Here is a 23,316-nt window from a genome sequence, read left to right as displayed (position 1 = left end):
ATCTGAATGCAAGACATAAAAAAAGACCGCTTTTGCGGTCTTTTATATTTTTGATAATCGGAAAACTACTGTCCTCCGGTTTCTTCTCCTGATTTAAGTGTGACTCCAAGTTTTTTAGCCACGTCATCAGTAATATCTAATGCAGGGTCAAAATAAGCAACACCGGCGTTAAGCGTAAGTACCTGAGTATAGTTTTGCTCACGTGCAACAGCGTCAAGGGCCTGACCAACTTTTTGATAAAGCGGCTGCATCAATTCGTTTTGCTTGATTTGAATTAATCCCTGAGAATTTTGTCTGAAGCGTTGAATATCCTGCTCCATTCCTACAATCTCCTCCTGCTTCTTTTTCTTATCATCTTCAGTAGCAGTAGCCTCTACTTTTTGATAAGCTTCCACGGCAGCCTGGTATTTACTAACTAATTCTTTAAACTGTCGGTCAAGATCAGCGCCATAAGCTTCCAGATCTTTTTGTACCTGAGCCACTTCATCAAGACTGGCAATAACCAGATCACTGTCTATGGTACCTACTTTGGACTGAGCCATTGCGCTCAGACTCACAAAAAATACTACCAGAGGTAAAATAAATTTTTTCATTCTTTTGTTTTTGTGCCTTTTCAGGCGTTTTTGTTTCTAATAATCAGGGCTTTTTAAAAAACCATCGGCAAAGATAAAAAAGCGCGCTACCTGTCAAAGTTTTTTCTTAGTAATAAATGCGCATTCAATTCTTTAGAGGCTTCTTTGTATGCCCATTACATTTTTTAATCGATATACTCTCCGCGATGTGGGCGAAGCGCATCCCGTACTGCCGGCATGTTTTCTTTCTCTACCACAAAAAATGCCAAACTATATAAAGGACTCTGTTTTTCTACTCCCGTTGCATGTTCATTCAGGCCATTTGCAGATGCGTATTCTTTTAGGTGTTTTACGTGGTGTTCGGCAATTTGATGGGCATCAGCACCTCTAAAATCCCAAATCAGTTTTATTTTATCCATAATTAAGCTGTTGTTCCGTTTTCTGCGAAAGCTTTAAAGGCTTTCATATATTTTAAAGATTGTTTTTCGAAGCTTTTGGGAAATAAAAGACCTACCAGTTTCATCCCTAAACCTTCAAATTTAAACGTACTATCAGACTCCCAGATTGTTTTTCCGTCTTTTGTAGCCCTGAAGCGGTTGTGTTGCTCATTATAAACGCCCTTTGTGGTATACGATGCCACAAGCTCGTGAGGCATATTGGTCTTTAATATGGTTTCAATCAGCGTCATTTTACGCGAACCAAAATCGTACTTCAAACACGTTTTAGCGCCTTCTTCCCCAAATTTTCCTGAAATCACAGTAGCTTCAACAAGGCCTTCCTGCCATTTCTTAAGGTTTTCGAGGCTATCCATTTTAGACACGGTATCTGCCAGAGGGAGATCAATGAGAATTTTATGTGAATAGTTCATAGTCCTGATTTTTAAATTGCAAATGTAAGTTTTAGTAATTTGCTGATTCGGGATCAATTGTTTTTAACAGCAGTTTTAGACTCAAAGAACTTCCGTCATATCACTGGTTTTATGTGAATTTGTTCTTTAAATGGAGTTTGTTTTGTAATATAAATTAGCCCGCAGACTGCAATGCTGCGTTTCTACAGATATTGTTTAATTTTGCCAAATTAAAAATTATGCAACAGCAACTTTTCTTATCGGTCTTTAGGAAGAATCAAAGCTGTCAAAAAAGACCCGGACTTGCTTAAGACTATGAGATATCGTTTTGCATTAGTTATTTTGGGATTGATTATCGCTGGTTTTTCAAATTCCTGCGAGTATTTTCAAACCACAAAACCGGTAGGGGAGCCTGTCGCCCGTGTAGGAGACGAGTATTTGTACCAAAGTGACATTGACGAGTTGATCGTGCCGGGAATGAGTAAGGAAGACAGCACGCTGGTAGTGTCGAGCTTTATTACGCGCTGGGCAACTCAAAAGCTGCTGATGAAAGGTGCTAAGCTTAATATTTCGGTTGAGGAGCAGCAGCGTTTAGAAGATCTTGTGGCCCAGTATAAATCAGATTTGTATGCTCAGGCTTATAAAGATGCTTTGGTGGCGCGTAATATGGACAGTACGGTGACTGATGCTGAAGCCATTGCTTTTTATGAGAAAAACACCGAAAATTTTAAACTGAATGAAGAATTGCTGAAGTTGCGCTATATTCAGTTGAATGAAAATGACTATAATATTGAAACGATAAAAAGTAAATTCATTCGTTTTAATGCTGACGACCGCCGCTATCTTGATTCGATTGCCGTGCAGTTTAAGGCACATTATTTGAACGACTCCACGTGGATACGTCTGGATAAAGTGGTTGCAACCGTCCCTCCTGTAAACCTGGAGAACAGCGACCGGCTTTTAAATAAAACCGATTTTATTCAGCTGCGTGATTCATTAGGGCTATATTTGATCGCCGTAAAAGACCGTCTTAAACGCAATCAGGAAGCCCCTTTAGAGTATGTAAAACCTACGGTTAAGCAAATTTTACTGAATCGTAGAAAACTGGAATTGATTAAAGAGTTAGAAAAGGATATAACGAAAGATGCAATTAAAAATAAACAATTTGAAATCTATAATTAACGGAGCATTTAGTTTGCTTGTTTGTCTTGCCGCAGGTTCGGTGAGCGCGCAGGAAATCATCAATACCGAAGTAGAAGAGGAAGTAGCACAGGCTACTGACAAACCGCTAACTACCGGAACCACATTTAAAGTAGATGGTGTTGCGGCGGTTGTGGGAGAGTATGTTATTCTTGAAAGTGACATTGATCAGGCCATCGAATCCCTGAAACAGCAAAAGGTAGAAACTCAGGATTTATCAAACTGCAAGGTTCTCGATAAACTGATGGAAGACAAGCTTTATGCGCATCACGCGGTTATTGACAGTGTAAGTATTTCTGAAGATCAGGTGCGCTCGTACACCCAGCAGCAAATTGATTATTTCATCAATCAGTTGGGTTCTGAAGAAAAAGTATTGCGTTTTTACCGTAAGGAAAAGATGTCTGATTTGCGTAAAGACCTTTTTGAGTTAAACCGCAATCAGGAACTTGCCAAAGCGATGCAGCAAAAAATTGTTGAGGAGATCGAAGTAACTCCTGAAGAGATACGCGAGTACTACAAACAATTGGAACAGGATGGTTTACCACAGTTTGGAGTAGAACTTGAGATTTCAAAAATTCAAATCATTCCGGAAGTTCCACAGGAAGAAAAAGACAAAGTGATAGAGCAGCTTAACGGCTATCGCAATGATATAGTAGAAAACGGAAGCAGTTTTGCAACCAAAGCCGTTTTATGGTCTGAAGATGAATCAACCCGTGGAGACGGTGGTCTTATCCGTGATGTAGACCGAAAGTCTCAGTTTGTAAAAGAATTTAGAGATGTGGCGTTCAGTCTTCAGGAAGGTGAAGTGAGTAAGCCTTTTGAGACTGAATTTGGTTACCACATTATAAAGGTTGAAAAAATACGCGGTCAAAAAATTGATTTGAGACACATTTTGCGTATCCCAAAGGTTACTTCTGAGGCCGAAGCTGCAGCAAAAGAGAAAATAGACAAAATTAAGTCGCGTATCGAAGCCGGTGAAATTACCTTTGAAGAGGCAGCCAAAGAATTTTCTGATGAAAAGGAAACTGCCAGCGACGGGGGGATAATGATTAACCCGGTTACTCAGGATCGTATGTTTGAATTGAAAAACCTGCCGACTGAATTGTATCCTAAAGTTCAGAATCTAAAAGAAGGAGAGGTTTCCATTCCTTTTAACAATCCTACGCGTACCGGCAAAACCCGTTACGAGATTTATACCGTATCTGATCGTATTGAAGAACACGAAGCTGATTTTGTGATCGACTACGTGAAAATTAAAAACTTCGCGTTGCAGGCTAAACAAATCAAGGCTATCGAAAAGTGGCAGAATGAAAAAATTGCGGAGACCTATATCAAGTTAAACGGCGATTACAGATCTTGCGATTACACTAGTAACTGGAAAAAGAATTAATATATGTCTGACGCCAAGGCAATCGACTCTCTTGTACATCGCTTTAAAGATCTTAAAAAGGAAATTGGCCGTGTAATCATCGGTCAGGATGAAGTTGTTGAGCAAATAATCATATCTATTTTTTCAGGGGGTCACGCGCTGTTGATTGGGGTTCCCGGTCTGGCGAAGACCTTAATGGTTAATACGATTGCTCAGGCTTTGGGTCTTGATTTTAAACGAATTCAGTTTACACCAGACCTGATGCCGAGCGACATTGTGGGTTCAGAGATTTTAGATGAAAACCGAACCTTTAAATTTTTAAAGGGACCGGTTTTCTCAAACATTATTCTTGCAGACGAGATCAACCGTACTCCGCCTAAAACTCAGGCGGCGTTGCTTGAGGCGATGCAGGAAAAAGCGGTGACCGTTGCCGGTAAGCAATACAAGCTTGATGCTCCGTATTTTGTTTTGGCAACCCAAAACCCCATTGAACAGGAGGGAACCTACCCTTTGCCCGAAGCACAGCTTGACCGCTTTATGTTTGCCATAAATCTGGTATATCCCACCTATGAAGAAGAAGTAGCCATCGTAAAGTCAACTACCGCAGATCAGACTACTTCTGTAAGCCCGTTATTCAAAGCGAATGAAATTATAGACTATCAGCATCTTATACGCCGTATACCTGTAGCAGACAATGTGGTGGAATATGCGGTAAGACTGGTTGGTAAAACAAGACCGGGTGCAGCCGATGCGCCGCAACTGGTAAAAGATTATATCGACTGGGGAGCTGGTCCGCGCGCTTCTCAAAATTTAATTCTTGCTGCCAAAACTCATGCTGCGATGCATGGAAAATATTCTCCCGATATCGAAAACGTGCAGGCCGTGGCTCAGGGAATTTTAGGGCATCGTCTGATTAAGAATTACAAGGCAGAAGCCGAAGGTTTGACGCTTCAGGAGATTATAAAAGCGCTTCTTTAACTAATATAGAGCCGCTCTAAATAAAGCCGTTTTTCAGACTTTTTGAGAAGTTAATCATCTCATTAACAAGTATTGAAAATCAATCAGCGAAATCGATTTATTTTTTAGTAAATCGAAACGAATACGGGCAATTACATAAAAACAGGTTATCTGCTTAGAGGCTTCCTATTTTGAGGGGTTTTTCGTAATTTTCGCACGCTCTCGGGCAGACACGAAATTCAATTTTATATTAAACTAAACTTTAGATATGGCATTTGATATCGATATGATCAAATCGGTTTACAGTAAAATCGCTGAGCGCGTAGATGCGGCTCGCGAAGTTACCGGCAAACCTTTAACTCTGGCAGAAAAAATATTGTATTCTCACTTATGGGATGGTAAAACAGATAAAGCCTTCGTAAGGGGTAAAGACTATGTAGATTTTGCTCCAGATCGTATCGCTTGTCAGGATGCGACTGCCCAGATGGCCTTGTTGCAGTTTATGCAGGCGGGTAAGAAAAATGTAGCGGTGCCTACCACTGTACATTGTGATCACCTGATTCAGGCAAAACAGGGAGCGCAAAAAGATTTAAAGCGTGCTAACGAGACCAGTAATGAGGTATTTGATTTCTTGGAGTCTGTCTCTAACAAATACGGTATCGGTTTTTGGAAACCGGGTGCAGGTATTATTCACCAGGTTGTTTTGGAAAACTATGCATTTCCGGGTGGAATGATGATAGGTACAGACAGTCACACGGTAAATGCCGGTGGTTTGGGAATGGTAGCTATCGGAGTAGGTGGTGCTGACGCGGTTGATGTAATGGCAGGTATGCCGTGGGAACTTAAATTCCCGAAACTAATCGGGGTTAAATTAACCGGTGAACTTAACGGCTGGACGGCTTCAAAAGACGTTATCCTAAAAGTGGCCGGTATTCTGACTGTTAAAGGTGGAACCGGAGCTATTGTTGAATATTTTGGCCCGGGTGCCCGCAATCTTTCTGCAACCGGTAAAGGAACCATTTGTAATATGGGTGCCGAAATTGGTGCAACAACTTCTACTTTTGGTTACGATGAGTCTATGGAGCGTTTCTTACGTGCTACAGACCGTGCCGATGTTGCTGATGCAGCAAACGAAATTAAAGAATACCTTACCGGTGACGACGAGGTGTATGCAAATCCTGAGCAATACTTTGACCAGGTTATCGAAATCAATCTTTCGGAATTGCGTCCACACCTTAATGGGCCGTTTACTCCAGACTTAGCTACTCCGGTAGGTGAATTGGGTAAAAAAGCAAAAGAGAACGACTGGCCAATTAAAGTAGACTGGGGTCTTATCGGTTCGTGTACCAACTCTTCGTATGAAGATTTATCACGTGCTGCTTCTATTGCCCAGCAGGCTATCGATAAAAAATTAAAACCGAAGTCTGACTTTGGTATAAACCCGGGGTCTGAACAAATACGTTTTACCGCTGAGCGTGATGGTTTACTGGAGGTTTTTGAAAATCTTGGTGCTACCATATTTACCAATGCCTGCGGACCATGTATAGGTCAGTGGGACCGTAGCGACCGTAAAGGGGACGAGAAGAACACCATTGTACACTCGTTTAACCGAAACTTCTCTAAACGTGCGGATGGAAACCCAAATACCCACGCCTTTGTAGGTTCACCGGAAATGGTTGCAGCAATCGCGATTTCAGGAAAATTGGATTTTGATCCGATGAACGATACGCTGATCAACGAAGATGGTCAGGAAGTAAAACTTGATGAGCCACAAGGCCTTGAGTTACCTCCAAAAGGTTTTGCCGTTGATGAAAACGGATACCTTGCGCCAACTGAAGATGGTAGTTCTGTAGATGTAAAAGTAGCTTCAGATAGCGAACGTTTGCAATTATTGACTCCGTTTGAGCCTATTCAGGATAGCGAACTTAAAAATGTGAAATTGTTGATTAAAGCATTTGGAAAATGTACAACTGACCACATTTCTATGGCCGGACCTTGGTTACGTTACCGCGGTCACCTGGACAATATTTCAAATAACTGTCTGATAGGGGCTGTAAATGCATACAATAAGAAAACAAACTTTGTTAAGAGTCAGTTGACCGGTGAGTATGGCGGAGTGCCAGATACGCAACGCGAATACAAGGCGAAAGGAATCAAGACCATCGTTGTGGGAGATCACAACTACGGGGAAGGTTCTTCACGTGAACACGCTGCGATGGAGCCTCGTCATCTTGGGGTTGCTGCGGTATTGGTAAAATCATTTGCACGTATTCACGAAACCAACCTGAAGAAACAGGGTATGCTTGCGCTGACTTTTGTAAACGAGAATGATTACGATTTGATTCAGGAAGATGATACCTTCAGCTTTGTAGATATCGAAAAATTTGCTCCTGATACTCCATTAACCATTGAGGTTACTCATGCTGATGGAAGCAAGGACACTATTAAAGCAAATCATACTTATAACGATGCACAGATTACCTGGTATCGTGAGGGCTCTGCCTTAAATCTGATTAAGAAGCAGAACGCCTAGTTACTTTGCTAAATCTTTATTAAAACCAGACTACTTTCGGGTAGTTTGGTTTTTTTATTGAAATTTTTAAGCGCTCTTTGCGTTAACAAAGCAGAACAACTTAAATTAAAAACTACTTATGAAAAAATTAAACCTTATCGCTTTACTTGCCGCCGGTCTTTTGGCAGCCTGTTCAGGAAGTGATGATACTATTGATCGTACAACTGTGACTCTTGAGTCGGTTACTCGTCTTGAGCAACTACCCGCTGATGCTGAGTATCAGGTTTGGCTGGTTTCGGGAGGTGAAAACATTTCACTGGGACGTTTCAGGAGTTTACGTGCAAATCAGCAGTTTTCAGCCCTAACCGGACAAGTTGACAACGCATCAGGCATTAAGATTAGTATTGAAGCGGGTAATGACCCTTCTCCTGAGATTAGTAACACGGTAATTCTTTCCGGTACCTTTAACGGGAACTCTGCAGACTTATCGATTGATGGTTCTTTAGGAAGTTTCTCAAATGCATCGGGTGTGTTTACCTTATGGACACCAACAGATGATAATGTAAATAACAACCAGAATGGTGTTTGGTTTTTAAGGCCGAATAGTGGTAATCCTCAGGCTGGTCTAAATTTACCAACATTGCCGGAAGGTTGGAGATATGAAGGATGGGTTGAGACCAGAAACGCTTCAAATCAAACAGTTTTGCTTAGCACAGGTAAATTTAGAGCTCCCACAGGTAAAGACAGTTCTCCTGCTTTTAGTGGCACTGATAATGAAGCCCCTTTATTTCCGGGTGAAGATTTTGTGAACATGACTATTCTTTCGGTTGAGGGCTTTGGTTTCAATAACCCACCAGATTTAAGATCTAAAAAGATATTTATTTCGGTTGAACCTTTCCCGGATTTCGATGATCGTAACCCATTTGTAGTTCAACCGTTAGTTAATCCTGCTGCAGGTAATGGTTTGTATCCGGAGACTCAGGGGATGGATCTGAATACGCTTTCCTTCCCAAGAGCTGTTGTTTCCAGACAATAATCTCGAAAACATAAAGCATAAAAAACCCGGCAAGTTGCCGGGTTTTTTATTTAATCAAGAGTTGAACTAAACCAGTTTATTGATTTTTTCGATGAGTTTACTCATATCACTCTGTAGTTTATCTACCTGACTTTCCAGATGCTTAACCCGGTTGTTGGCATCCATATCGATCACATTCAGAGAACTGGTAATTTTACCACGTACAATAAGTATTTCGAGTATGTTGTCAAGTTCGTATGAAATGCTTTCGTACTTGCTGTTGTCGCTAATTAAGATTACAGCGTTATTTGATAAGTCTTTTTTAATACGTTTTGTAAGAACTGATTTTGGAGTAACGATTACCGCAACAGAGCCATCTAAAATTTCGGTAAGATCGTCTATGTGCTGTGTGATTAAAATGTCACCGTGCATTAGGGTAGGCATCATACTATCGCCTTCAACTTCAAAGAGTTTTTGACCTTCAACAGGCTCATAACCGGGTAGCTTAAACATCGCAAGCGTAGAAAGCCATTGCTCGTTATCTCTGTTCTCAATAAAGCCCGCGCGAGCCTCAACACCTATAAGAGGTACAAAACCGTTTGAAATATTGATCATAACCGAATTGTGGGAACCTTTTAAGATGCGATCAGTAGGAACACTGTACAGACGGCTCAAAGTAAGTAAATGATCGGTCGTGATAGAATTTTGACCATTTTCAATGAGCGAGTAGGCTCCCTGGGTAATACCCAGTTCAGCAGCTACTTTCTTCTGCGACAATGCAGCCTGCTCCCGAAGGGATTTAAGTTGTTTAGATATAGACATTTAAGTTAGCTTAGGGACTATTGAGTTATATTTTAACAAATATAGTTTTTTTAATTGGAAGTATTGTTTATAGTTATATTTTTACACATTTATTCTCTTTAAATGAATTATTAGGCTACGGTTTTGCTTTTTTCGGTATTATTAGGCTTAAATACTGAGCTATTCGCAGTGTAACTGAATAATCTTTATTGATTTTACACCATTATCTTCTTCCATTTTTGTTTAAATAACGCTAAAAATCCATTTTAGAAGCTTTTTTTTTACCTGTAATACGGATATACGGTTATTTTCTGCCGATAACGAGCATTGGAATTCACAAGCCCGGTGATCATCGTTTTCATTACCCTATTGAGTTCAGGCAATTCTTTCGGCTGTGTAAATCTTCTTAAAATTTGACCGCATTTTCAGACTTTCAGATTAGATAGAAATACTATTTTTGCCTATGCAAAATAACGTACTCATTCTAGACTTTGGTTCGCAGTACACCCAATTGATTGCAAGACGCATCAGGGAACTCAATATTTTCTGCGAAATTAAACCCTACAACAAATTACCTGAAGATTTAAGCAGCTACAAAGCCGTTATACTTTCGGGATCACCCAGTTCTGTACGAGCAGAAGACGCTCCGCACCCGGATCTGTCGCAAATACGCGGTAAGAAACCGATGCTCGGTGTCTGTTACGGAGCGCAATACCTGGCTCACTTTCACGGAGGTGAAGTAGGGCAGTCCAATACCCGTGAATACGGGAGGGCTAACCTCTCTTCTGTAAAAGAAAATGAGGCCTTTTTTGAGGGTGTTGAAGCCGGTAGTCAGGTTTGGATGAGCCATAGCGATACCATAAAAAAATTACCCACCGGAGCTGTAAAATTAGCCAGCACCCACGATGTGGAATATGCAGCTTATCGCATTGAAGGCGAAGAAACCTACGCGATCCAGTTTCACCCTGAAGTATACCACTCGACAGATGGTAAGCGTATACTGGAAAATTTTCTGGTAAACATCGCCGGAGTCGCTCAAAGCTGGACGCCTGATAGTTTTGTTGACACTACAGTAGACCAGTTGAAGAAAAAGCTGGGCGATGATAAGGTGATTCTAGGTCTATCAGGAGGTGTAGACAGTTCAGTTGCTGCAATGTTGTTGCACAAGGCTATTGGCGAAAATCTGCATTGCATTTTCGTGAATAACGGCCTGCTTCGAAAAAACGAATTTACAGACGTACTCAAGCAGTATGAGGGAATGGGATTAAACGTAAAAGGGGTAGATGCCTCTAAACGCTTTCTGGATGCCCTCGCCGGTAAGAGTGATCCCGAAGAAAAACGCAAAACCATCGGTCGTGTGTTTATTGAGGTATTTGACGATGAAGCCCATCAGGTAGAAAACGCAAAATGGCTGGCTCAGGGAACTATTTATCCAGACGTTATCGAGTCGGTTTCTGCTACCGGAGGTCCTTCGGCAACCATTAAATCACACCATAATGTAGGTGGTCTGCCTGATTTTATGAAACTACAGGTTGTCGAGCCTTTGCGCATGCTGTTTAAAGACGAAGTACGCCGTGTGGGTGCCAGTATGGATATGAACCCTGCGCTGTTAGGGAGACATCCCTTCCCGGGGCCCGGTCTTGCCATTCGTATTCTGGGCGATATCACTGCCGAGAAAGTGCGCATTTTGCAGGAAGTAGACGCGATATTTATAAACGGCCTTCGCGATTGGGGACTTTATGACCAGGTATGGCAGGCAGGAGCAATGCTGTTGCCGGTAGATTCGGTAGGTGTGATGGGTGATGAGCGTACGTATGAGAAGTGTGTGGCATTACGTGCTGTTGAGAGTACAGACGGGATGACTGCAGACTGGGTTAATCTGCCTTATAACTTTCTTCAAAAAGTTTCTAATGATATAATAAATAAAGTTAAGGGCGTTAATAGAGTAGTCTATGATATCAGTTCAAAACCGCCTGCAACTATTGAGTGGGAATAATTTGATGTAAACCGCGTTTACAGCTCCTAAAAAATTTAGGTATGGTATTGGTACTGTTCTTTAGAAATAATTTGAAAATAATGAGAAACTTAAGTGTTCTGTTTCTATTGCTGTTTTTGGTTTACAGCTGTTCCAGTTTAGGTCAGAAAACCTATTCAAGTCACCGCGTACAGGAAGGGGAGACCATTTCGGCAATTGCCAATAAATACAATGTCACCGTTTACGAGATCTATCGGTTGAATCCGGAAGCTAAAAACCGGGTCTACCCGGGGCTGGTTTTGATACTACCGGGAGGGAAGTCTGAACCTGGCGCTTCTGAAGTTAGCGCAGATGGTAAATTTATTTTGCATACCGTTGCTAAAGGCGAAACCTTATACAAGTTGTCTAAAAAGTACGAAGTTTCAGAAACCGACATCAAGCGCTATAACAAGCATTTATATGCTGCCGAATTGCGCAGTGGTGAGGTTGTAAAAATACCAAACACCAGTACGCAAAGTGAGGCTGCAGAGGAAACAGGCAAACCCGCAGTAACCAACCGGAAGCATATTGTCAAGCCCAAAGAAACCAAATACGGTCTGGCAGCGATGTACGGTATTACCATTGAGGAGCTCGAAACGATGAATCCTGAAATTAAGGACGGACTAAAAATAGGAGCGATTTTAAATGTTCCAGATAAGTCGTATTCAAATGATGCGGTTCTTGAAGATGATACCTACGCGTTTTATGAAGTAAAGCCAAAAGAAACCCTTTTCAGTCTTACCCGGCGTTGGGATATGACCGAAGAGCAATTACTCCGCTTAAACCCGGTGCTTAAGGAAGGTCTCAAAAACGGAATGATTCTTAAATTACCGAAAGGCAAACTCACTGACGAAGTAAGCCTTGATGTAAGTGGTGGTGCGGTAAAACTTTCTGATAACCTTACCAATCTCAGTACTAAGAATGTCGCGGTAATGCTGCCTTTCAACCTGGGTAAAACCCAGACAGATACCAGCGATATCGCAAGACAGGTATTGAAGCGTGATCGGGTAATGAATATCGCCTTAGACTTTTACAGTGGGGTTCTTATGGCTGTAGATTCCGCGAAGGCGTTTGGGATATCAACTAACCTACACGTGTATGATACACAGTACAATCGTGCTGATGGTCAGGCGACAAATGATCGTAAAATAGAATCGATCATTCGCAACAACAATTTTGATAAGATGAATGTGGTCATTGGTCCCTTGCTTACCTCAAACGTGGAGAAGACCAGTCGTCTGCTTCGTGAGCGTGCGATTCCGGTGGTTTCTCCAATTGTTCCCGAGATCGATATGCAGGCTAACCTGTTTCAATCTAGACCGGCAGATAAGATTTTAAAAGAACAAATGCTCCGCTTTATCAAGCAGGAGGGAAGAGGTAAGAATATCGTAGTTATTGCAGATGGTAAAAATCAGGCTTCTAAAAACCAAATATTGGCCTTGTATCCGGATGCTAAGGTAGTTTTTCCGAAAGGAGAGAACGGAGCCGGTTATGTGAGTGCTTCAAATCTTGCTTCTAAATTGTCTGCAACTATTGAAAACTGGGTAATTCTGGAAAGCAACGATATCGCGCTGATCAGTAATGTAACCACAAGTCTTTCCACCCAGTTGGGAAGTAAGAAAATCACCTTACTTACAACTGATAAAGGTTCGGCTTATGAAAGTGATGATGTTTCAAACATAACATTGATGAAACTCAATTTTCATTTCCCATCTGTAGACCGGGCCTATACCGAGGGTCGGCTTTCCTTCATCAATGCCTATAAAGCCAAGTACGGTTATGTGCCCAGCAGCTATGCGGTAAGAGGCTATGATCTTACTTTTGATACGCTCCTTCGTCTTGCTGCTGCAGAAAGCTTATATGCTGCCGCAGATGCCGGGTATAGCACACAGTACGTAGAGAATAAATTTCATTATATACAGGACCCTGTTTCTTCAGGATACTATAACAATTCAGCCTATATCTTAAAGTTTGGTGAAGACCTGGAAGAGATTGTGGTTGAGATCCCTGAAAACACTACCAATACGTATTTAAAGGATTAATCTATGACAAGTAAAGTAGTTTATCTGGGTGATTTGCGCACTTCGTGTGAGCACTTAAAATCAGGCAATACTTTTATTACCGACGCTCCTGTTGATAATAACGGAAAGGGAGAAGCTTTCTCACCTACAGACACCGTAGCTACTGCCTTAGCCAGTTGTATGCTTACTGTTATGGGGATTAAGGCCAATCAGATGGAAGCGTCAGATTTAAAAGGTTCAATAGCTGAAGTCACCAAGATTATGGCTGCAGAGCCACGCCGTATTTCGCGTATTGAGGTAAAATTAACTTTGTATGGCATAGCCGAAGAAAAACAGCGCAGAATCCTGGAAAACACAGCAAGAACCTGTCCTGTTCTGCAAAGCCTGCATCCCGATATGGAAAAAGTGGTTTTCTTTGACTGGAAATAAAATTAAATGTATACGGTTTAGAAAGTGGGTGTAACCGTTTAAGTAACCGCGATTGACTTATCAAACACACTAAACCTACAAAAAATTATAGCCTTTGGCGCAGCCAATAAAAAACCCGGTCGATTGACCGGGTTTTTTGTTCTAAGCGGAGTATTGTTAATTAATTAGGCGTTAGCCCTATTTTACTTTATTTACGATTGCTTCAAAAGCTTCCGGGTGATTCATCGCTAAATCTGCTAATACCTTACGGTTAAGTTCGATGTTTGCAGCTTTAACTTTACCCATAAACTGAGAATAAGACATACCGTGCATACGGGCACCTGCATTAATACGGGCAATCCATAACGAACGGAAGTTTCTCTTCTTTTGACGACGGTCACGGTATGCATAAAGCATAGCCTTTTCTACCGCGTTTTTAGCAACGGTGTAGACGTTTTTACGTCTTCCAAAGTAACCTTTGGCCTGCTTCATTACCTTTTTTCTTCGGGCTCTAGAAGCAACTGAATTTACTGATCTTGGCATAATTTAATTGTTTTTGTAGCAGGCGAACCTTACGGTCACTTTCAAAACGTATTACCGTTTTGCCCAACTCCAGGGTTTATAAAATAGTTTGAACCGGTTACGTGCTTATTTAAGACGTAACATAATTTTTACGTTATTCTCGTCCGCTTTGTGTACCAAAGTATCGTGAGTTAACGCAAGCTTACGTTTCTTAGACTTTTTAGTCAAGATGTGACTCTTAAACGCATGCTTTCTTTTGATTTTACCAGTTCCGGTAAGCTTGAAACGCTTCTTAGCACTGGATTTTGTTTTCATTTTAGGCATAATTCCTAGTTTATTTAATTATTCCGCTTATTGTCTTTGATTCTGTAGCAAAGCGAATTTACTATCAAAATCAATCCCGGCCTTTAAAAAAGGTCGGGATTTAAATTTATAAAGGGCCGTTAGGCTATTTTGTCTTTTTAGGAGCCATAAACATAATCATACGTTTACCTTCTAATTTTGGCATTTGCTCCACTTTACCAAAATCTTCAAGATCCTGAGCTAACCTCAATAATAAGATCTGACCCTGATCTTTATAGATGATTGATCGTCCTTTAAAGAATACGTAAGCTTTTAATTTTGCTCCTTCTTCAAGAAACTTCTGCGCGTGCTTTTTCTTAAATTCATAATCGTGATCATCGGTATTCGGACCAAAACGAATTTCCTTTACAACAACTTTAGAAGCTTTAGCTTTGATGGCTTTTTCACGCTTCTTTTGCTCGTAAACAAATTTCTTATAATCCATCACCTTACATACCGGTGGTTCGGCATTTGGTGAGATTTCAACCAGGTCAAGCTCCTGCTCCTGAGCAATTTCTAATGCTTTGCTGGTTGGATAAATACCCATCTCTACATTATCCCCTACGAGACGTACCTCACGGGCACGAATCTTTTGGTTGATATTGTGTTGGTCTTGTTTTTGGACTCTTGCCGGTCCTCTTGATCTTTTTCTACGTATTGCTATGGCTATAAAATTTTAATTAAACTTCGAATTTTTTTAGTGTTTTGCTGATTTCGGACTCAATAACGGCAGAAAAATCTGCCACTGACATCGTTCCTAAATCTTCACCACCATGTTTACGTACAGAAACCGTACCATCTTTGGCTTCTTTCTCACCAATTATGAGCATATAGGGCACTTTTTGCATTTCGGCCTCCCGAATCTTGCGTCCCATAGTTTCTCCACGGTCGTCAATGGTAGCGCGAATTTCGTGATTTTCTAATAATTCTAAAACATTTTGAGCGTATTTCTCATAATTCTCGCTGAGCGTGAGTACGATGGCTTGTTGCGGCATTAGCCAAAGCGGGAAATTACCTCCCGTATGCTCTAGTAAAATGGCCACAAAACGCTCCATACTGCCAAAGGGTGCACGGTGTATCATAACCGGGCGGTGTTCCTCATTATCACTGCCTTTGTAGCTGAGTTCAAAACGTTCAGGCAGGTTGTAATCTACCTGAATGGTTCCCAGCTGCCAGCTTCTTCCCAGGGCATCTTTCACCATAAAGTCTAGCTTAGGCCCGTAGAATGCGGCTTCGCCGGTTTCAATAACGTAATTAAGGCCTTTGGTCTTAGCGGCATTGATAATCGCGTTTTCGGCCTTTTCCCAGTTGGCATCAGAGCCGATGTACTTTTCTTTATTCTCCGGATCGCGTAACGATACCTGTGCGGTAAAGTTTTCAAAGCCCAGAGAACCAAACACATAGAGTACCAGGTCAATCACTTTCATAAACTCCTCATCCAGCTGATCTGGAGTACAGAAAATGTGCGCATCATCCTGAGTAAACCCACGTACACGTGTAAGACCGTGCAGTTCACCACTTTGCTCATAGCGGTATACGGTACCAAACTCAGCAAAACGTTTCGGTAAATCGCGATAGCTCCACTGCTGTGAGTTGTAAATTTCGCAGTGATGCGGGCAATTCATAGGTTTTAAGAGGAATTCTTCCCCTTCAGCCGGAGTGGTAATGGGTTGAAAACTGTCTTCCCCGTATTTGGCATAATGCCCGGAGGTCACGTATAATTCTTTTTGCCCGATGTGTGGAGAAACCACCATTTCGTAGCCGGCTTTTTTCTGCGCAGCTTTTAAAAAGTTTTCGAGACGCTCCCGCAAAGCGGCACCTTTAGGCAGCCATAATGGCAGTCCCTGACCTACTTTCTGCGAAAATGTGAACAGCTGAAGTTCTTTACCCAACTTGCGATGGTCCCGTTTTTTAGCTTCTTCAAGCAATTCCAGGTATTCTTTTAGATCTTTTTGCTTGGGGAATGAGATTCCGTAAACCCGGGTAAGCTGCGGCTTGTTCTCATCACCACGCCAGTAAGCACCGGCAACACTCATCAGTTTAACCGCCTTTACAAAAGCCGTGTTGGGCAGGTGACCGCCGCGGCACAAATCGGTAAAGGTATCGTGATCGCAAAAAGTGATACTTCCGTCTTCAAGGTTTTCTATCAATTCAACCTTGTAGGGATTATTCTGTTTTTTATAGAAATCAAGCGCATCGGCTTTAGAAACACTACGCATGCTAAACTCGTGCTTGCCGCGCGCGATTTCGAGCATTTTGTCTTCAATCTTTTTAAAGTCGTTTTCGCTTAGCGAACGATCTCCCAGATCAACATCATAATAAAAGCCCTTTTCAATGGCGGGACCAATGGTCAGTTTGACTCCCGGATACAATTCTTCAAGCGCCTGCGCGAGAATGTGTGCCGAAGAGTGCCAAAAGGCTTTTTTTCCTTCCTCATCGTTCCAGGTAAAAAGAACCAGCGATCCATCCTCGGTTAGGGGAGTGGTGATTTCAACGGTTTGCCCGTTGTATTTGGCAGAAATCACGTTGCGCGCAAGCCCTGCACTGATGCTGTTTGCCACGTCAAAAGGAGTGACGCCGCTTTCAAATTCTTTTACACTGCCGTCTGGCAAAGTAACCTGGATCATAGTACAAAATTTAAGGCAGCAAAGATAAGGGCTTTCGGGCGAAAAACGGATGCCTGTTTTTAAAAATTAAAAAGGTCTGAATGGCCGTTATTTTAGTTTATGAAAATCTCAATAAGATACAGCAATATAGTCTAAACAGAAACGAGCCCTATGAAGAGCTCGTTTCGTATTGGCGGAATGCTAGATTTCCTATTCCAGTGGTCTGATGAAATTCATCAATTCCCGGTCGTGGTTGTATACGATTTTGCATTCGTTATCAAAGTACATCGTAGCTCCGTTTTCTGCAGTATAGGGCTCCCAAGCCGGAAGTACACCTTCAACATTTGGGTTTGCGGTTTTTACAAAGTTGATCCAGGCCGAACTCATCTTATCTGCCAGTTCCCAGGCTTCTTCTGATTCTCCGGTCCAATCGGGTCTGAGATCAACCGTATTAAAGGCCAGCGGAATGTCTAAACCGTGAAACGAACCTTTGGAGTAATCCTCCACCGGACTTTTCCAGGTGAGTATATAAGCATATACCGGCGCGCTTGATTCTTCGGCTCTGGCGTCTGCGGTACGGATGGTAAAGGGGCGAAAGGTCTTATCAATAGAAAGCAAATCCTGCGGGGTAAAATCAGGGTAGGCATTGGCGTAGAGTTCAACGTATTTGTCCGTGCGGTCGCCGTATTGCTGAGCTAAGGTGTCTTTGGCCTGTTCTAAAGTAAGAGTTTTATTGCCGTAAGCGACCGGCATAATTTCATTTAAGGTAGAACCGATCATCACCGGAATGTCTTTGGAGATATCTGCAAAACCGGGACTAAACGGCTGCTGTAGTAATACATCGCCATCAGCTGAAGGAGCGAAGCCAAACATACCTGAGGACCCCGGAGTTCGGGCGCCCCCCATTTCGGCTACGGCTTCATTACCCCCCTTAACCAGTGCCTTGTAATCTAGCGTGTCAAGTTTTTGTAGTTCCTCAGGTCTGATGTTCAGTTTTTCCAAAACTTTGGCTGCCAGTGCCTGAGATTTTTCTTTGGTCATTGAATTGATTAGCGTACCGCTCTGAATGATGGCTTTATTAAATAGGCCTTTCGCCGCAGGCATACACATCAGGGTGCCCACTTTTCCGCCGCCACCTGATTCGCCCACAATGGTTACATCTGCGGGATCTCCGCCAAAATTGGCAATGTTATTTTTAGTCCATTCTAAAGCCTTCACGATATCGAGCATACCTACGTTGGCCGAATTTTCGTATGCATCTCCATAAGCCGAAAGATCCAGAAAGCCCAGAATATTCAGGCGGTGATTTACCGAAACTACAACGATATCGCCTTTTTTAGCCAGAGCTTCGCCATAGGTCATGGGATCGTTGCTTGCACCCACAAAGAAGCCGCCACCGTGCAGCCACACCATCACCGGACGTTTTTTACCGTCGTTGATGCCGCGGCTCCATACGTTTAAGCTATACAGTTCTTTCTCACTTTGTACCGAATCAGGATACCAGGGCACCACCTGCCGGGCTACCGGTCCAAACTCGGTGGTTTCGCGTACCTCTTCCCAGGCCTCAGGATCCTGCGGAGGCATAAAACGCTCGGCCTGAGCATAAGGAATGCCTTTGTAGGCATAAACGCTGTCGTTTAAGCTTCCTTTAATTTCGCCGTTAGTGGTTTGTACAACCAGACTTTGTTCTTTCGGTTTCTCGGTTTCCGTTTTACAGGCAGTTAAACCGAATCCTGCTGCCAGGATGCAAAAAATAATTTTAATCGATTTTGATTTCATAATGTGTTTCTGGTAAATGAATTAAGTAGTGTTAAATTAACACTAAAAAATCAGATACCCACATTCCGGCAATCGTAATGTATGTTTTCCAACAAATCATGTTTTTGAAGGCGGTTAATAACGCACATCTGCAAGATTCTTGTCTTTGTCGAATTGAGCTTTGGCAAAGGGGCAGAGGGGCAGAATTTTTACTTCTTGTTCCCGGGCGAAAGCGACTGCCTGTTCCAGTAGTTTTTTACCAAAACCTTTGCCGTTAAAGCCTTCTTCAATACCGGTGTGATCAATGATAAATTTGCCGGTTCCGGCCCAGGTGTAGGTCATTTCTCCAGCAAAAACAGCGTCCTCGTAAATGACAAAGCGGCCTTTGCGCTCGTTTTGTTCGTGTTCTACTCTGGTCATCGTTTTAGTTTTTGATGCTCAAGGCTCCGGAAGGACACCGGGCAACCTGACTAATTAACTCTTGTGAAGTGGCATTTTCGGGTTTGATCCAGGGTTTTTCTTTGGGGTTGTACACCTGCGGAAGGGTTTTTACGCAAACGCCGGAGTGGATGCATTTTTCAGGTTGCCACAGGATGGTGACGTCGCCGTTGGTATAGGTTTTAGATGCCATAACGCGATTTTTTAAGTAAGGATTAGACTGCTTTAAATTAGCACTAAAAACCGAGTTTTTTGGTTTTTGAGAGTTAATGGTTTTTCCTTACCGGGTTTAATTCAGGTTAGGAAATAGCAGGCTGAATACATAAAAGTAAATGCTTCCAATAATTACGATCAAAACGAAATTCTTTTTCAGGCTTATGTTTTTATAGTCTTTCCTAAAGCTGCTCAATTTTTCCTGTGGAGCTCTGACAACTTTGGTATGCGCTATTAAATCTCCGATGCGTATCTGCAGATTAATAAGGGAAACAAGCACTTCTATTGGCCAAATTAGAATGATAGGCATATTTCGTATAAAACATTGCAGCTCTGATGCTGGTTCCAAGGTTTTAACGTCAATTACCTGATAACCCAATAGCCGTTTTCCTGCACTTTTAGCCCTAAAAAAGTCTTTGTTGAGATATACAAATCCCAAAAAAAAGAAAGCGTGCACAGGTCTTAAAAAGGGGAGGTGCAGAATACCATTTAAAATTAAAAATGTTATCAGGAAGACAGGAATCAATATAATTACAGACATGATACAATGATCAAGAAACATACTGGCGATTCGGTGAAATTTCAGACTAATCCCGGCTAGCTGCTTAACTTCTTTATGCAGAAGTCCATTGTATTTAATTTCCTCAGGATTGTTCACAGCTTCAGACCTTAATAGTATTCAATATCAAAGAGTAGGGTAGTTCCCGAATAATCAGCGTTAACCCTAATGGGATAATTGTCAGTATCATAAGAATAGACCATGGTGGTAGTGTCGGCGCCTGATTTGCGTATAGATGTTATGTTATTTTTCGTGTACGGAAAATTATATCCCTCAAATCCCCCAATGTAAATCCCATCAAATTCCCAGAAGAACTCTATAAATCGCTCGATGTATATAGATTGAAGCTGCCCGTAAAAGGGATTTACGTTGTTGTCGTATTCCAAAGTGTATTCAGCAAGAAGCTCGTCTGTATTATCATAGGATTTTGCTGAAATCAAATTATCGTTAGCATCGTAGCCAAAGTTTGTATAGTTATCACTTTCTATAAGTTTGACAACCAATCCATCAGCATTTAATTCTAAAACAGCCTGAGCATTGGTGTCTCCTTCTAGCTGACCACTCAGAGTTGCTGTATTGCCATCGTAGGTAATGATCACATTTTCAGTATTTGCGGTATATGCGGAAAGAAGCCCATTTGAATTGTAGGTGTAGGTATACGTGTCACGGTAGGTTGACGAACCTGTTTCGCTATAATCCCAGTTTGTAAGTTTATTATCTGAATTGTACGAAAAATCAGAACTGTAATCAAAGCTGCTGTAACTACCTCTGATACCTGAAATAAGATCATCAATATTATAGGTATAAGAAACCTGCCGGGTATCTGAAATCTTCTCACTTTTCACCAGTTTGTTTGTCGCAGTTTCAGGTTCTGGATTAGCAGAATCATCATCTGAAGAGCAGGAAAGTAGTATTAAGCTAAGAGAAATTAGGGTCAGGATTATTTTTGATTTATTCATAGTTAAAATTTCAGTAGCAGGATCTATTTGAATGTGTCAATTAATGATTGTAGTGGGCTAGTCGTATTAGTGTTCTTTAAGATTAGTAGTGAAATGAAAGGTTACTGCTTTCATATACTGTCAATTAATTTTTATCCAGCAATGCCGCTTCCTTAAATAATATGGCGACTGAGGTTATAGGCTCAATACCTTGATTAATTATACTATTATAGCTTTGTACAGCCAATTCATATTCGCTTTTTAAATCGTAGGTAAGGGCTAAAAAGAAGTTTGCCATAAGATGATTTGACTTCTTTTTTAAACAATTCTGAAAGAGTTGCAGGGCGCTATCGTGATGGCCTATAAACAGTTCATTTATACCCACTAGTAAAATTTCGTCAGGCGAAGCATTACCATTTGTATAGGCTTCTTGCAAATCTTCAAGTTTAGATTGAGTCACACCTTTTATGGAATTACTTACCAAGACATTTTTCAGCTCCTTTACAAATCTATAATACGAATCGCAGGTTTCAATTAAAGGCTTTTGGACTTCATTAAAAAGCTTCTTACCGTAGTCATATCCTACTTCATAACTTGTTTTTGATCCAATATCGGAAGTATCAATTTCCTGAACAACAATTTTCTCCATAAGACTTTTGTATTTGTCTTTAGTAAAATCAAAACATTCTTTCAAGTTTTCAACTTTAAAACCCGTTTCTTCCGGTATGTTATCAAAGCAGGCACAAACCTCAGTAATTAGTTCCTGTCGTGCTGATTGCGCATCGAGAAATTGAAAGAAAAAAACGGTAAGGAGAAGTAAAAACTTTGCTTTCATTTGAAGTTTATTAAATTTATTAATTGGGGGTCTTGTCTGGTATTAGTTGCTTTTTTTACACTTTGTTTTGCAAGTTTACTAAATCCCGAAGCCTCATTACGTAAAGAATTTCTCAAGCTTGTGTAAGTTTTGGTATTTTCCCTTGATATAGGAGTATCGATTATTAAATTCTAACAATATTGCACTTAAAATGAGTTGTAGGTATTTTAAATTTTTAGTCCAATTCCAATCTTCAATAAATTCACATTTCTGTTGAATTTTATGTCAGGAACATCGTCAACATTCAGCCTTGTAAAATCATATTGAACCTGGGCGAAAATTTTATCACTAATATCGTAAGCAACCCCAAAATTGAATCCAATACCACTTAATTTTTCTGATTCACCAGACAGGTCCATGCCATTGTTAGAACCTGATAATTGAAAATTCATAAACGTGTAACCTAAACCTAGAAAGGGGTGAAACTTATCAATCGTTTCCAGATCAAGTTCAGTAAAAATTTTAGTTTGAATGATATACGTTGTCATTAAATAGTCTTGACGAAAACCATTCTGATTTGAGTTATCGATTAAAACGCTTCCATTAAGGCTAACACCAATTTTTACGGGATTTACTTCTGCAAATCTGTATTTCAACCCAAGGTCTATTATTCCGTAGGAGTCTTTACCTAAAAAATTGTCGTCAATGATTATTGGATAGTTGGCCTCAACGCTAAATTTTGAGTTTTGAGAAAAGACACTATTTAAAGTAAATAGTACTAAAAATCCAAATAGTAATCCGTGTTGCATAGTTCAATTTTAAATAGAATTTTGATTTAAGTATTTTACCAGTTTTTACCTCTTAAAAACAAGAGTCGTACTACCGGCTACGGTATAATCTGCAGAGCTGGACGCTGATTCATCGGTTTTGAGTACCAGTTTGTTATCGGTAAGTTCTACAATGTCGGTTGTTAGTGTATACGATCCTTCTTCGTTGGGTTCATTATCATAAACTCTGGTAATCAGATTGCCACCTTCTATACTCCAGGTACCAATAAATACCCCTTCCTGTTGATTTTGATTGGAATTTATGACATAGCTAAAGCTACTGGTCTCATTTTGAGGGGTTGTTTCTGCTACATTTACGGTATAGCTTCCGCTTGTGTTTATAACCTGAGGTTCCTCTGTAAACTCAATACTGTAATTATAATCGCTGCCGGTTTCCTTAGTTGAAATTCCGCTTTGTGATACCTCGTAAGACCCACTGTGGCTGACCAGGGTCCAATTTCCCAGGATTTCTGTTTCATAATTTACCGAATTCCCGGTGTCAGCATCATCAGTACTGCACGACTTGAGAAATACTGTAAGTACCAGGACAAAAAGGCTGATTGTGATGTGTTTTAATTTCATG

General features: G+C 41.1%; 24 protein-coding genes. 8 read left to right on the top strand and 16 right to left on the bottom strand.

The genetic code is table 11. The features are described 5' to 3' along the window. Nucleotides 1-65: 65 nt before the first annotated feature. From CJ305_RS05125 to CJ305_RS05115, 3 genes are all read right to left on the bottom strand, one after another. Nucleotides 66-593 carry an OmpH/Skp family outer membrane protein gene (locus CJ305_RS05125; RefSeq protein WP_099645177.1) on the bottom strand — a complete coding sequence of 176 codons (528 nt, stop codon included), beginning with the start codon at nt 591-593 and terminating at the stop codon, nt 66-68. A gap of 164 nt (nt 594-757) precedes the next feature. Next, nucleotides 758-991: a hypothetical protein gene (locus CJ305_RS05120; RefSeq protein WP_223248800.1), complete on the bottom strand. Its 234-nt coding sequence runs from the start codon at nt 989-991 to the stop codon at nt 758-760. 2 nt (nt 992-993) lie between these two features. Further along, nucleotides 994-1,440, bottom strand: coding sequence for an SRPBCC family protein (locus CJ305_RS05115; RefSeq protein WP_099645175.1), 447 nt, complete (start codon nt 1,438-1,440; stop codon nt 994-996). Between the two features lie 294 nt (nt 1,441-1,734). On the opposite strand from CJ305_RS05115, the gene CJ305_RS05110 reads away from it, so the two are divergent. The 5 genes from CJ305_RS05110 to CJ305_RS05090 all read left to right on the top strand — a co-directional run bounded on the left by CJ305_RS05110 (nt 1,735) and on the right by CJ305_RS05090 (nt 8,493). Next, on the top strand, nt 1,735-2,601 hold the full coding sequence (locus CJ305_RS05110; protein WP_099645174.1) for a peptidylprolyl isomerase: 867 nt from the start codon (nt 1,735-1,737) through the stop codon (nt 2,599-2,601). After that, nucleotides 2,585-4,009, top strand: coding sequence for a peptidylprolyl isomerase (locus CJ305_RS05105; RefSeq protein WP_317043992.1), 1,425 nt, complete (start codon nt 2,585-2,587; stop codon nt 4,007-4,009). Before CJ305_RS05110 ends, CJ305_RS05105 begins: the two co-directional genes overlap by 17 nt. Before the next feature lie 3 nt (nt 4,010-4,012). Next, on the top strand, nt 4,013-4,966 hold the full coding sequence (locus CJ305_RS05100) for an AAA family ATPase (protein ID WP_099645172.1): 954 nt from the start codon (nt 4,013-4,015) through the stop codon (nt 4,964-4,966). 247 nt (nt 4,967-5,213) lie between these two features. Next, entirely contained in the window at nt 5,214-7,478 is a 2,265-nt protein-coding gene (locus CJ305_RS05095) for an aconitate hydratase (protein ID WP_099645171.1), read from the top strand. Nucleotides 7,479-7,596: 118 nt separating this feature from the next. Continuing rightward, on the top strand, nt 7,597-8,493 hold the full coding sequence (locus CJ305_RS05090) for an anti-sigma factor (protein WP_099645170.1): 897 nt from the start codon (nt 7,597-7,599) through the stop codon (nt 8,491-8,493). Between the two features lie 66 nt (nt 8,494-8,559). Here CJ305_RS05090 and CJ305_RS05085 read toward each other — a convergent pair whose 3' ends face one another. Further along, nucleotides 8,560-9,294, bottom strand: a complete 735-nt coding sequence (locus tag CJ305_RS05085; RefSeq protein WP_099645169.1) for an XRE family transcriptional regulator — start codon at nt 9,292-9,294, stop codon at nt 8,560-8,562. Nucleotides 9,295-9,736: 442 nt separating this feature from the next. Between CJ305_RS05085 and guaA the strand changes: the two genes are divergently transcribed. From guaA to CJ305_RS05070, 3 genes are all read left to right on the top strand, one after another. Continuing rightward, a complete protein-coding gene (guaA, locus tag CJ305_RS05080; RefSeq protein WP_099645168.1) occupies nt 9,737-11,269 on the top strand; it encodes a glutamine-hydrolyzing GMP synthase in 1,533 nt (510 codons plus the stop codon). Nucleotides 11,270-11,349: 80 nt separating this feature from the next. Next, complete coding sequence (locus tag CJ305_RS05075) at nt 11,350-13,329, top strand: PBP1 and LysM peptidoglycan-binding domain-containing protein (protein WP_189319391.1); 1,980 nt, start codon at nt 11,350-11,352, stop codon at nt 13,327-13,329. 3 nt (nt 13,330-13,332) lie between these two features. Then, nucleotides 13,333-13,737 (top strand): OsmC family protein, encoded by a 405-nt coding sequence (locus tag CJ305_RS05070; protein ID WP_099645166.1) that lies wholly within the window; start codon nt 13,333-13,335, stop codon nt 13,735-13,737. 177 nt (nt 13,738-13,914) lie between these two features. On the opposite strand, the gene rplT is transcribed toward CJ305_RS05070, so the two are convergent. From rplT to CJ305_RS05010, 12 genes are all read right to left on the bottom strand, one after another. Further along, nucleotides 13,915-14,259, bottom strand: coding sequence for a 50S ribosomal protein L20 (rplT, locus tag CJ305_RS05065; RefSeq protein WP_099645165.1), 345 nt, complete (start codon nt 14,257-14,259; stop codon nt 13,915-13,917). 105 nt (nt 14,260-14,364) lie between these two features. Beyond that, a complete protein-coding gene (gene rpmI / locus CJ305_RS05060; protein WP_026753164.1) occupies nt 14,365-14,562 on the bottom strand; it encodes a 50S ribosomal protein L35 in 198 nt (65 codons plus the stop codon). A 124-nt stretch (nt 14,563-14,686) separates the two neighbouring features. Then, a complete protein-coding gene (gene infC / locus CJ305_RS05055) occupies nt 14,687-15,238 on the bottom strand; it encodes a translation initiation factor IF-3 (RefSeq protein ID WP_099645164.1) in 552 nt (183 codons plus the stop codon). A 22-nt stretch (nt 15,239-15,260) separates the two neighbouring features. Further along, nucleotides 15,261-17,207 (bottom strand): threonine--tRNA ligase, encoded by a 1,947-nt coding sequence (gene thrS / locus CJ305_RS05050; RefSeq protein ID WP_099645163.1) that lies wholly within the window; start codon nt 17,205-17,207, stop codon nt 15,261-15,263. Between the two features lie 189 nt (nt 17,208-17,396). Further along, nucleotides 17,397-18,965 (bottom strand): carboxylesterase/lipase family protein, encoded by a 1,569-nt coding sequence (locus tag CJ305_RS05045; protein ID WP_099645162.1) that lies wholly within the window; start codon nt 18,963-18,965, stop codon nt 17,397-17,399. A gap of 114 nt (nt 18,966-19,079) precedes the next feature. Then, nucleotides 19,080-19,364, bottom strand: coding sequence for a GNAT family N-acetyltransferase (locus tag CJ305_RS05040; RefSeq protein ID WP_099645161.1), 285 nt, complete (start codon nt 19,362-19,364; stop codon nt 19,080-19,082). Nucleotides 19,365-19,368: 4 nt separating this feature from the next. Next, nucleotides 19,369-19,575, bottom strand: coding sequence for a (4Fe-4S)-binding protein (locus tag CJ305_RS05035; RefSeq protein WP_099645160.1), 207 nt, complete (start codon nt 19,573-19,575; stop codon nt 19,369-19,371). Between the two features lie 96 nt (nt 19,576-19,671). Further along, a complete protein-coding gene (locus tag CJ305_RS05030; RefSeq protein ID WP_099645159.1) occupies nt 19,672-20,253 on the bottom strand; it encodes an RDD family protein in 582 nt (193 codons plus the stop codon). A gap of 11 nt (nt 20,254-20,264) precedes the next feature. After that, nucleotides 20,265-21,113, bottom strand: coding sequence for a hypothetical protein (locus CJ305_RS05025; RefSeq protein WP_099645158.1), 849 nt, complete (start codon nt 21,111-21,113; stop codon nt 20,265-20,267). A gap of 124 nt (nt 21,114-21,237) precedes the next feature. Then, a complete protein-coding gene (locus CJ305_RS05020) occupies nt 21,238-21,927 on the bottom strand; it encodes a tetratricopeptide repeat protein (protein WP_099645157.1) in 690 nt (229 codons plus the stop codon). A 206-nt stretch (nt 21,928-22,133) separates the two neighbouring features. Next, nucleotides 22,134-22,715, bottom strand: coding sequence for an outer membrane beta-barrel protein (locus tag CJ305_RS05015; protein ID WP_099645156.1), 582 nt, complete (start codon nt 22,713-22,715; stop codon nt 22,134-22,136). A 45-nt stretch (nt 22,716-22,760) separates the two neighbouring features. Continuing rightward, on the bottom strand, nt 22,761-23,315 hold the full coding sequence (locus tag CJ305_RS05010; protein WP_099645155.1) for a hypothetical protein: 555 nt from the start codon (nt 23,313-23,315) through the stop codon (nt 22,761-22,763). Between the last annotated feature and the right edge of the window lies 1 nt (nt 23,316).

The sequence above is a fragment of the Leeuwenhoekiella nanhaiensis genome, from assembly GCF_002744755.1.
Classification (GTDB): domain Bacteria; phylum Bacteroidota; class Bacteroidia; order Flavobacteriales; family Flavobacteriaceae; genus Leeuwenhoekiella; species Leeuwenhoekiella nanhaiensis.
The sequence above is the reverse complement of the archived record's forward strand: the minus strand, read 5'-3'. Positions and strand labels throughout refer to the sequence as shown.